This window comes from Caulobacter sp., from assembly GCF_035254145.1.
Classification (GTDB): domain Bacteria; phylum Pseudomonadota; class Alphaproteobacteria; order Caulobacterales; family Caulobacteraceae; genus Caulobacter.
Window position 1 is genome coordinate 1 of sequence record NZ_DATFAV010000106.1, and the last position, 9748, is coordinate 9748.

10 protein-coding genes and 1 pseudogene are annotated in these 9748 nt (G+C 69.0%); 5 read left to right on the forward strand and 6 right to left on the reverse strand.

The annotated features are described in order from the left end of the window. The 3 genes from carB to VJ655_RS06110 all read right to left on the reverse strand — a co-directional run. The coding region (gene carB, locus VJ655_RS06100) for a carbamoyl-phosphate synthase large subunit (protein WP_324110177.1) at positions 1-2208 on the reverse strand (2208 nt) is incomplete at its 3' end. A gap of 148 nt (positions 2209-2356) precedes the next feature. Continuing rightward, positions 2357-2833, reverse strand: a complete 477-nt coding sequence (locus VJ655_RS06105) for a hypothetical protein (RefSeq protein ID WP_324110178.1) — start codon at positions 2831-2833, stop codon at positions 2357-2359. Between the two features lie 62 nt (positions 2834-2895). After that, entirely contained in the window at positions 2896-4089 is a 1194-nt protein-coding gene (locus VJ655_RS06110) for a patatin-like phospholipase family protein (RefSeq protein ID WP_324110179.1), read from the reverse strand. A 233-nt stretch (positions 4090-4322) separates the two neighbouring features. Between VJ655_RS06110 and VJ655_RS06115 the strand changes: the two genes are divergently transcribed. After that, positions 4323-5108 carry a CPBP family intramembrane glutamic endopeptidase gene (locus VJ655_RS06115; protein ID WP_324110180.1) on the forward strand — a complete coding sequence of 262 codons (786 nt, stop codon included), beginning with the start codon at positions 4323-4325 and terminating at the stop codon, positions 5106-5108. A 38-nt stretch (positions 5109-5146) separates the two neighbouring features. Here VJ655_RS06115 and VJ655_RS06120 read toward each other — a convergent pair. Beyond that, positions 5147-5251 (reverse strand): annotated as a pseudogene (locus tag VJ655_RS06120) (hypothetical protein); the annotation flags it as partial. A gap of 123 nt (positions 5252-5374) precedes the next feature. Further along, positions 5375-5584 carry a cold-shock protein gene (locus tag VJ655_RS06125; protein ID WP_324110181.1) on the reverse strand — a complete coding sequence of 70 codons (210 nt, stop codon included), beginning with the start codon at positions 5582-5584 and terminating at the stop codon, positions 5375-5377. 284 nt (positions 5585-5868) lie between these two features. On the opposite strand from VJ655_RS06125, the gene VJ655_RS06130 reads away from it, so the two are divergent. Further along, positions 5869-6054, forward strand: a complete 186-nt coding sequence (locus VJ655_RS06130; RefSeq protein WP_324110182.1) for a hypothetical protein — start codon at positions 5869-5871, stop codon at positions 6052-6054. A gap of 70 nt (positions 6055-6124) precedes the next feature. Continuing rightward, the gene (locus VJ655_RS06135; RefSeq protein WP_324110183.1) at positions 6125-6295 is read left to right on the forward strand and encodes a hypothetical protein; all 171 of its coding nucleotides are present in this window, start codon (positions 6125-6127) and stop codon (positions 6293-6295) included. Positions 6296-6302: 7 nt separating this feature from the next. Here the strand turns inward: VJ655_RS06135 and pgsA are convergent, their stop codons facing one another. Next, the gene (pgsA, locus tag VJ655_RS06140) at positions 6303-6920 is read right to left on the reverse strand and encodes a CDP-diacylglycerol--glycerol-3-phosphate 3-phosphatidyltransferase (RefSeq protein WP_324110184.1); all 618 of its coding nucleotides are present in this window, start codon (positions 6918-6920) and stop codon (positions 6303-6305) included. Positions 6921-7081: 161 nt separating this feature from the next. Here pgsA and VJ655_RS06145 point away from each other — a divergent pair, with 161 nt between their 5' ends. Then, on the forward strand, positions 7082-8752 hold the full coding sequence (locus tag VJ655_RS06145; protein ID WP_324110185.1) for a sensor histidine kinase: 1671 nt from the start codon (positions 7082-7084) through the stop codon (positions 8750-8752). Then, complete coding sequence (locus tag VJ655_RS06150) at positions 8752-9660, forward strand: kinase (protein ID WP_324110186.1); 909 nt, start codon at positions 8752-8754, stop codon at positions 9658-9660. The genes VJ655_RS06145 and VJ655_RS06150 overlap by 1 nt, the downstream gene beginning before the upstream one ends. Positions 9661-9748 lie beyond the last annotated feature (88 nt).

Consider the following 9748-nt stretch of genomic DNA (forward strand, 5'->3'; position numbering starts at 1 on the left):
CGCGCGCCCGCCCAGTACGTATGAGGGACGGATGACCACGGGATAGCCGATGCGCTGCGCGACCGCTTCGGCCTCCGCCGCCGAGGTGGCGGTGCCGTTCTCCGGCTGCAGCAGCCCGAGTTTTTTCAGGAGCTGCTGGAAGCGCTCGCGGTCCTCGGCGAGGTCGATCGCGTCGGGCGAGGTGCCGAGGATCGGGATGCGCGCGGCCTCGAGCGCGGCCGCGAGCTTGAGCGGTGTCTGCCCGCCGAGCTGCACGATGACGCCGAGCACGGTGCCCCGCCGCTGCTCGACCCGCACCAGCTCGATCACGTCCTCGGCTGTCAGCGGCTCGAAGTAGAGCCGGTCGGAGGTGTCGTAGTCGGTCGAGACGGTCTCGGGGTTGCAGTTGACCATGATCGACTCGACGCCGATCTCGTCGAGCGCGAAGGCGGCGTGGCAGCAGCAGTAGTCGAACTCGATGCCCTGGCCGATCCGGTTGGGACCACCGCCCAAGATCACGGCCTTCTTGGCGGAGGACGGGTCGCTTTCGCACTCGGGGATCTGGCCGAGAGCTCCGGTCTCGTAGGTCGAGTACATGTAGGGCGTCGAGGCCAGGAACTCGCCGGCGCAGCTGTCGATGCGCTTGAACACCGGGCGGACGTTCAAGTCCTGACGAGCCTTGCGGACCTCGTTCTCGCTCTTGCCGGTCAGCTGGCCCAGGCGCTTGTCCGAGAAGCCTTGGGCCTTCAGGGCGCGGAAGGCGGTGGCGTCGGTCGGCAGGCCGCCGGCCTTCACCCAGCCTTCCTGGCGAACGATCTCGGCGATCTGGCGCAGGAACCAGGGCTCGTAGCTGCAGGCGGCGTTGACCTCTTCCACGGTCAGGCCGTGGCGGAAGGCCTGGGCGATGACGCGCAGGCGGTCGGGCGTGGGCGTGCCCAGGGCGCGGATCACCGCGGCCTTGCCGGTGTCGGGATCGTCGGCGCCGTCGATCAGCACCTCGTCGAAGCCCGACAGGCCGGTCTCCAGGCCGCGCAGGGCCTTCTGGACGCTTTCCTTGAAGGTGCGGCCGATGGCCATGACCTCGCCGACCGACTTCATGGCCGTGGTCAGCAGGGGCTCCGAACCCGGATACTTCTCGAAGGCGAAGCGCGGGATCTTGGTGACGACATAGTCGATGCTGGGCTCGAACGAGGCCGGGGTCGCGCCGCCGGTGATGTCGTTCTTCAGCTCGTCCAGGGTGTAGCCGACGGCCAGGCGCGCGGCGACCTTGGCGATCGGGAAACCGGTGGCCTTCGAGGCCAAGGCGGACGAGCGCGACACCCGCGGGTTCATCTCGATCACGACCATGCGGCCGTCTTTCGGATTGACGGCGAACTGCACGTTCGAGCCGCCGGTCTCCACGCCGATCTCGCGCAGCACGGCGATCGAGGCCGCGCGCATCCACTGGTATTCCTTGTCCGTCAGGGTCAGGGCCGGGGCGACGGTGATGCTGTCGCCGGTGTGGACGCCCATCGGGTCGATGTTCTCGATCGAGCAGACGATGATGCAGTTGTCCGCCTTGTCGCGGACGACCTCCATCTCGTACTCCTTCCAGCCCAGGACGCTCTCTTCGATCAGCACCTCGGTGGTCGGCGACAGGTCGAGGCCCCGCGCCACGATCTCCTCGAACTCCTCGAGGTTATAGGCGATGCCGCCGCCGGTGCCGGCCAGGGTGAAGGACGGGCGGATGATCGCCGGCAGGCCGACGAACTCCAGGCCCTCGCGCGCCTCGTCCATGTTGTGGGCGGCCTTGGAGCGGGGGCTTTCCAGACCCAGCTTGTCCATGGCGTCGCGGAACTTCTGGCGGTCCTCGGCCTTGTCGATGACCTCGGCCTTGGCGCCGATCATCTCGACGCCGAACTTGGCCAGCACGCCCTGCTCTTCGAGCGCGAGCGCGGTGTTCAGCGCCGTCTGGCCGCCCATGGTCGGCAAGAGGGCGTCGGGGCGCTCCTTCTCGATGATCTTGGCGACCATCTCGGGCGTGATCGGCTCGATATAGGTCGCGTCGGCCACGTCCGGATCGGTCATGATCGTGGCCGGGTTCGAATTGACCAGGATGATCCGGTAGCCCTCGGCGCGGAGAGCCTTGCAGGCTTGCACGCCCGAATAGTCGAACTCGCAGGCCTGACCGATGACGATCGGCCCCGCGCCGATGATCAGGATCGAGGAAATGTCGGTTCTCTTGGGCATGGCTAACTCGCGCAAAGACGCGGTCGCGCACATCCGCGCGCCCGCTGTCGACCATCTTGCAGGTTAAGCCGCCCGTTTAGAGACGGAGTCGGATCGGCGCAACCCCGCATCTTATGAAGGGGTTAACGGCAGCTTGGCTGAACGAGGTTCACGGAGCTTCGCAGCGCGCGAGATCGAACAATTGCCGCGGAATGCTGTCGCGCTCCGCGTCGTTGCGTGGATGGCGCAGGGCGTCGTCCAGGGTGGGCAGCAGCATGTGGGCCGGCGCCGGACGGCCAGTCACAGGCGTGCTGGGTAGCACCGTGTAGCTGGCGTCAAAACCAATGTACTGGAAGTCGCCAAGTCGCCCCCACGCGCCGTCTGGATCAGGCAGCCTCCATCCCGCCGCCGTGGGATCGGGCGTCCGGTCCATATAGTTCTCGCCGTTGGTCCCGCCGATCGCCGGGAGGAACCACTGCTGCTTGCCGTGAAAGTCCAGTCGCAGCGCCACGCCCGACGGCCAGTCCTGGTTGCTGGCCACGGGAAGGAACCGCGCCGTGACGGACGGCTCGGTCCTCAGCGCGTAGATCGCCCTCTCGGCGGGACAGGCGGTCACGGCGGCGGTCATCAGCAGCGCGGCGAGCATGGGCTTTTCCAGGAAAGGAGCGCCGCAAGAAGACGGCCTTCAGGCGGCGGAATCATGACGCCTCACCGGGTCGCTGGCGGAGTCGTGGGCTGGGCGGCGACGGTCTTGGCCTCCGCAGCGGGATCGCTCGGCGCGACCCAGGCCGCGCCGGACTTGCCCAGGGCGTAGCCCAGGTCGAACAGGGCCCGACGGCTCTCGGCGGCGAAGTTCAGGCCCGAGAAGTCGCCCTTGGCGTCATCGGGAATGGCCGTGTAGCGGAACACCCCGCCGTTGCGGCGCGTGAAGGCGGCGTTGGCGGTCAGGTGGGTGCGCATCTGGGCCTTGTTCATGGCGATCCACGCGCGACCCAGGATCGACAGGGCGTCGCCCTTGGTGAAGCCGAAGCCGCCGTCGATCTGGCCGTTGACGATCACCCGGACCTCGCCCGGCCCGGTCTTGTCGCCGGCGGGCAGGATCGACAGCAAGAGGGTCTCGGGCGCGACGAAGAAGGGCGTCGTGACGCTGCCGTCGACGTGCATTTCCGAAAGCTTGCGGCGGGGTCCCTCGACCTCGATCAGACTGGGCGGGAAGACGCCCGGAATGCTGGCCGAAGCCACCAGCACGTCGCGAAACAGCTTCAGCGCCGCCTCGTCGCCGCGCGAGGCGATCGCCCCCATGTCCCAAATCATCGTCTGCTCGGTGTCGAGATTGGTGGTGGCGATCATCAGCCGCCGGCCCTTGGCGTGTTCGACGGCGACCGCGTAGAGCATCGGCGGGTCGACATATTTGGCCACCAGGTCGCGCAGGGCGTGGTTGCGGAAGACGCTGGGCGTGAAGAACAGGTCCAGGCCGCGCTTCTGCAGGATCCGACTGGCGGCGTCGCTGGTGTAGGCCTCGGTCAGGCGTCGGTCCCAGTCCTTGCCCAGATAGGCGAAGGGCGCGGTCAGGGCGCCGGTCGAGACGCCGGTGACGATGTCGAACGCGGGCCGGTCGCCGGCGTCGGTCCAGCCGACCAGCACCCCCGCGCCATAGGCCCCGTTCGAGCCGCCGCCCGAGATCGCCAGGACATTGACCTTGCGCCCGGCGGTGTGGCTGTGGACCTCGGAGGCGAACTTCAGGCCGGCCTCCGGATCAGCGGCGCTGAAGCGCACGTCGGCCAGCCCCCGCGGCGCGACCGCGCCCAGGTCCGAGGCCGTGAACGCCTCGCGAGACAGCGTCCCGCAGGCCGAAAGGACCAGCGTCAGGGCCAGGGCGGCGAGGGCGCGAAGGCCGGGCATCGGGAGCGCCTCCTGGAGCCTTCGGGTCGAAGGCCCTGTCTTCAAGGACCTGGAACGCGCACCAGCGCCGAAACCGCATGGCCTTCGCCTTGGGCGTCCAGGTTCTCCGATGATTAGCCGCGATGGGCCGGCAGGGGAATTCCTCCCGCCCGTCAGAGACGCCCGCTCTAGCTTGGCCGTATGGGCTGAAAAGCCGGACCGAAGATGCTAGCCACCGGTCGGGAGGACGGCGAATGAAGAATCGGAAACCCCTCGCGGACCCGCCTCGGCCGGGTTGGGGACGGGTCCTGGCGGGCTTCGCCTTGCTGTTCGCCGTCTACCAGACGGCCGAGGGCCTGCAGACGGTGTTCGCGCCGGGCGATCCGCTCGGCCCCGTCCTGATGGTCGCGTCGGTGCTGATCGCCTGGCCGGTCGGGCGCTGGCTGGGTTGGCGCGGCTACGACGCCTTCGGGCTCGACGCGAGCCCCGCGTCCCTCCCGCTGCTGTGGGGCGGGATGCTGCTGGCCTTGCTGGCCAAGCTGGCCTCGCTGTCGGCGGGCGTCGGGGCGGGCCTCATCGTTCCTTCGGCGAGCCCGCCGGCGGGGCTGACCCTGGCTACGGTCGCGCTCGGAGCGCTGATGACCTTCGTTCCGTCGGTGGCCGAAGACATCATCACGCGTGGGTTCCTGCTGCGGGCTCTGCCCGTCCGGCTCGGCTTCTGGGCCTATGTGCTGGGCAGCGCGGCGCTGTTCACGGCCAACCACGTCTGGCGCTTCGACTGGGGCGTCAGCGAGCAGGTCCGGCTGTTCTGCTGCGGCCTGGCCTATGGCGCGGCCGCGTGGCGCTGGCGCACCCTCTGGGGCGCGGTCGCCCTGCACTGGGGCTGGAACTTCGCCAACGCCCTGGCCGGCGCGTCGATCCCGCTGGAGGTCCGCGACGCCGTCGAAGGCCGCTACCTCTCGGCGGCCGTCCACCTGGCGCTGTTCGTCGTCGTGCTGTGCCTGCCCTCCCGACGGTCCGCGCCCGAGGCGAGCGCCTAGGGCGGACGGACGGTCTGTTCGGGGTGGTGAGCGGTCTCAATCCTCCCCCTAGCGGGGGAGGTGTCGGCGAAGCCGACGGAGGGGGAGGAGGCAGGTTCAGTAGAACTTCCCCCTCCGGCCTTCGGCCGCCTTCCCCGCTCGGGGGAGGATCAGTGACGTCCGCGACGGGCCGATCACAGCCCTTCGACCAGCGCCCCAAAACGAAAACAGGCCAGCGCGAGCGCTGGCCTGTTCCGTTGGACTTGGCGTCCGCTACGTCGGGTCGATTAGACCGCTTGCAGCTGGCCGGCCGAGGTCTTGCCGCTGCGGCGGTCGACTTCCGGCTCGAACGAGATCTTTTGACCTTCGTTCAGCGAGCCCAGACCCGCGCGTTCAACGGCCGAGATGTGGACGAAGATGTCCGAACCGCCGTTGTCGGGTTGGATGAAGCCGAAGCCCTTGGCGGCGTTGAACCACTTAACGGTGCCAGTAGCCATGATGAGTATTCCTTGTAGGCATGGATGTTCGTCGCTCGAAAACGTCTCGGTCGACGATCAAATTTCGTTGGAAGTTCGGAAGGCGCGTCCGGCGCTCCGGCGTCCGGAGCAAGGAATAGCAGGCCGAGCGGCAGCGAATTCGATGCGGCCATATCATCGATTTTTCGCAAAACATCAAGAAAAATATTTTCGACGACTTTCCAGTCAACCTTGGACCCCAAGCTGCACTTGTCGCGTTTTAGAGTGAAATGCGCCGTTTTTTGGCGTGGAATCTGGAGCTTTTCATGACCCTGATCGACAAGATTCCTACGTTGGGCGACGCTGAACTCCAGGCTTTCCTCAGCAATGCTCGCCGGCTCGACGTCACCGGCACGCCGGAACAGCGCCGCGCGGTCGCCGAGGTGATCACCCCCCTGGAGCGCGAGGCCTCGCGCCGCCGCGCCCTGGCCCACGCCGCCCGCCATCGCTGAGCGAACGGAGGTTCTTGCCAGACTCTTATTTGCAATTCATTCTCAAGAACATCATCGCGAGGAGACGACGATGGTTCTGCGGATGACGGGCGCCAGCTGGTTGGCGACGATGATGCGTTTCGAACGCGAGACGGAGGAACCGCGGCGGGACAGTCCCCCGCCGTGGCTGCTCGACGGTGACGCCGACCCCGAGGTCCTCGAGGCGCTGGAACGGCTGGAGCCGCGCGCGGACCGGGAGTGAGCAGTCCCTACGTCAGCGCCTTGCGCGCCGCTTCCCAATACTGCGCGCCGGTGATCAGGGTGATGACCGTCGCCAGCCACAGCAGGCCATGGGCCAGCAGGGTGAAGCCCCCCATGACCGACGGCTCGGGCGACAGGCCGAACGCGCCCCAGGAGGCCAGAATCATCTCCGCGCCGATCGCAACCAGCTGCAGGGTGGTCTTCCATTTGGCCAGCAGGGTCACGGGGAGCTTGAGCCCCTTGCCGGCGCCCACTTCGCGCAGGGCGCTGACGGTGAACTCGCGAAACAGGATCAGCCCCGCCGGCAGCACGACCATGGCGTTGGGCCCCAGCGCCATCAGGCCCAGGAGCGCGCCGCAGACCAGGATCTTGTCGCCGATCGGATCGAGGATCGCGCCCCAGACGCTGACCGCGTCTAGCTTGCGCGCCAGCCAGCCGTCGAAGAAGTCGGTCACCGAGGCGACGACGAAGGCGTAGAACGCCCAGCGCTCCAGCCGCAACTGGCTCTCGGCGGTCAGTTGCTCGCTGACGAATGGCACGGCGCCGGCCGCCGCCGCCAGGGCCACGAACATGAACAGCGCCATCACGAGGCGCGAACCGGTCAGGATGTTGGGCAGCGATTTCATGCTCGTCTCATAACCCACAAACCCGGGCGAGCGATACGGTTCCGCTATCGGCCGCCGTTTGACAAAAACCTCGATTTTTGCGGACGCCCGAGCCGACTCCCTTCGTTATACAAGGCATGGGGGCGGCGCGGCGCCCTGGCCAGGGCGGGCGCGCCAAACGGATGGAACGACCGGAGTCGGACGATTTGGGAGAGCGCCGCCACGTCAGTTCGGTGCGCGGCCGGCTGGTGCTCCTGACCGTCAGCCTGCTGATCCCGACCGTCCTGTCGATGGGCTTCCTCTTGGCCGGCGCCGATCGCGAGTCCCGCGGCCAGCTCTACCAGCAGCTCGTCACCACCGCCCGCGCCCTGTCGGGGGCGGTCGACCGCCAGGCCGCCGTCGGCGTCTCGGTGGCCGAGACCCTGGCCACCGACCAGGCCCTGATCAGCGGCGACTGGGCCGCCTTCCACGCCCGCGCTCTGCGGGTGACCGCCCGCCGACCCGGCTGGATCGTGGTCTCCGACATCAGCGGCCAGCAGATCCTCAACACCCTGAAGCCCTATGGCGCGCCCCTGCCCCGCTCGCCGCGCGCCACCGAGCTGACCAGCGCCCTGCTGGCGGGCCGCAGCAAGGTCTCGGACCTTCGCGAGGGCAAGGTGGCGGGCAAGCCAGTGATCACCGTGGCCACGCCGATCATGGTGAAGGGCCAGACCTACGTCCTGTCCTATGTGGTGGAATCGGCCTCGTTCACCTCGGTGTTCCGCCAGCAGCGGGTGCCCGATCGCTGGGTCGCCACCCTGCTGGACAACAATCGCCACGTCATCGCCCGCTCGCGGTTCAACGAGAAATTCACCGGCGCCGCGGCGTCCAAGGACATGACGCGCAACCTCGCCCACTCCACCGAGGGGGTCAGCAAGAGCACCTCGCTGGAGGGCGTGCCGACCATGGTGGCCTATACGCGCTCGCCCCAGACCGGCTGGACCCTGGTGGTGGCCGTCCCGCGCGCGGACCTGGCCACGACGGTGAACCGGTCCGTGGTGATGGGCGGCGGGGTGTTCCTGGTGTTGCTGGCCCTGGGGATCGCCCTGTCGATGGTCTACGCCCGGCGGATCAACGCCGAGATGCGGCGGCTGGTGTCGGACGCGACCGCCATCGGGCGAGGCGAGACCTTGCCGCCGGCCGATCCGGGCGGCCTGGAGGAGATCGCCGCCGTCCACGCCGCCCTGCGCGAGGCCTCCGACGAGCTGAAGGCTCGGCAGGAGCGCCAGAGCGTGATGATCAACGAGCTGAACCACCGGGTGAAGAACACCCTGGCGACGGTGCAGGCCCTGGCCCGCCAGACCTTCATGAAGACCAAGGGCGCGCCGGTCGACGTGTTCACCGAGCGGCTGATCGCCCTCTCCGGGGCCCATGACCTCTTGACCCGCACCGGCTGGCGCGAGGCCGACATGGGTCAGCTGGTCCAGGCCAGCCTGGGCGCCCACGTCGACCGCGTCGACCGGGCCGGACCGCCGGTCGCCCTGGCCCCGCACACGGCCGTGGGGCTTTCGATGGTGTTCCACGAACTGGCCACCAACAGCGCCAAGTACGGCGCCCTGTCGGCGCCGGGCGGCCGCGTAGAGGTGAGCTGGCGGCTGGATCCGGTGACCGACAACCTGGCCTTCACCTGGCGCGACATCGGCGGCCCGCCGGTCGTTCCGCCCAAGTCGACGGGCTTCGGCACCCGGCTGATCGAGAGCTCGATCCGGCGCGAGCAGAAGGGCCACGCCCGCTTCGACTTCCGCGCCGACGGCCTGGTGTTCGAGGCTAGCCTGCCCCTGCCCGAGACGGTGCGGTGGAGCAACGCGTTCTGATGGCGGGCGAGGAGGCCAAGCGGGTCGCCGCCTTCATCCGCGACGAAGGCCTGCCGCCGGACTTCGCCCAGTTGGCCGAGCGCCTGCACCGACCGCTGGCCGCCCGGATCGCGACCTGGACCGAGGGCGCGGCCAAGCCGCTGGTGGTCGGGATCTGCGGACCGCAGGGCTCGGGCAAGTCGACCCTGACGGCGCTGGTCGCCAGGCTGCTGGCGGCGCGAGGCCTGACGGTCGCCGTGCTGTCGATCGACGACCTCTATCTGACGCGCGCCGAGCGGGCGCGGCTGGCGCGCGAGGTTCATCCGCTGCTGGCCACGCGAGGCGTTCCCGGCACGCACGATCCGGACCTTGGCCTGGCGGTCCTCGACGCGCTGGCGCGGCCGGAGATCGTCGCCCTGCCCCGCTTCGACAAGGCCGCCGACGATCGCGCGCCACAAGCCGACTGGCCGCGCTTTCAGGGACCGGCCGACGTCGTGCTGCTGGAGGGCTGGTGCGTGGGCGCGCGGGCCCAGCCGGAGGTGGCCCTGATCCAGCCGGTCAACGCCCTGGAGCGCGACGAGGACCCGCGCGGCGTCTGGCGCGCCTTCGCCAACGCCGCCCTGGCCGGTTCCTATGCGCGGCTGTTCGCGCGGCTGGACCGCCTGGTGCTGATGACCGCCCCCGACTTCGCCACCGTGCGGACCTGGCGGGGCCAGCAGGAGGCCCGCCTGCGCCAGCGCCTCCTCGCCGAGGGCCGCGACCTAGCCCAGGTCATGGACGAGGCCGCCCTCGACCGCTTCGTGGCCCACTATGAGCGCCTGACCGGCTGGATCGCGCGCGACCTGCCGGGCGCCGCCGATCTGGTCATCCGGCTCGACGCGGGCCGGCGGCCGCTGGAAAACCTAGCCACGGCCAAGCTTGTTCGGTAACCAGCGTTCCATGAACGCGTACGCCGATGAAGAGATCGCCGTCCTGGCCGCTCGGCTTCTGGACCGCACCCTGCCCCGGGAGGCGTGG

Coding starts and splice junctions, on each gene's coding strand:
- VJ655_RS06105 (WP_324110178.1), bottom strand. CDS start 2,833: ATGCTCGCCGCGCTGCTGATGACCGCCGCCGTGACCGCCTGTCCCGCC.
- VJ655_RS06110 (WP_324110179.1), bottom strand. CDS start 4,089: ATGCCCGGCCTTCGCGCCCTCGCCGCCCTGGCCCTGACGCTGGTCCTT.
- VJ655_RS06115 (WP_324110180.1), top strand. CDS start 4,323: ATGAAGAATCGGAAACCCCTCGCGGACCCGCCTCGGCCGGGTTGGGGA.
- VJ655_RS06125 (WP_324110181.1), bottom strand. CDS start 5,584: ATGGCTACTGGCACCGTTAAGTGGTTCAACGCCGCCAAGGGCTTCGGC.
- VJ655_RS06130 (WP_324110182.1), top strand. CDS start 5,869: ATGACCCTGATCGACAAGATTCCTACGTTGGGCGACGCTGAACTCCAG.
- VJ655_RS06135 (WP_324110183.1), top strand. CDS start 6,125: ATGGTTCTGCGGATGACGGGCGCCAGCTGGTTGGCGACGATGATGCGT.
- pgsA (WP_324110184.1), bottom strand. CDS start 6,920: ATGAAATCGCTGCCCAACATCCTGACCGGTTCGCGCCTCGTGATGGCG.
- VJ655_RS06145 (WP_324110185.1), top strand. CDS start 7,082: ATGGAACGACCGGAGTCGGACGATTTGGGAGAGCGCCGCCACGTCAGT.
- VJ655_RS06150 (WP_324110186.1), top strand. CDS start 8,752: ATGGCGGGCGAGGAGGCCAAGCGGGTCGCCGCCTTCATCCGCGACGAA.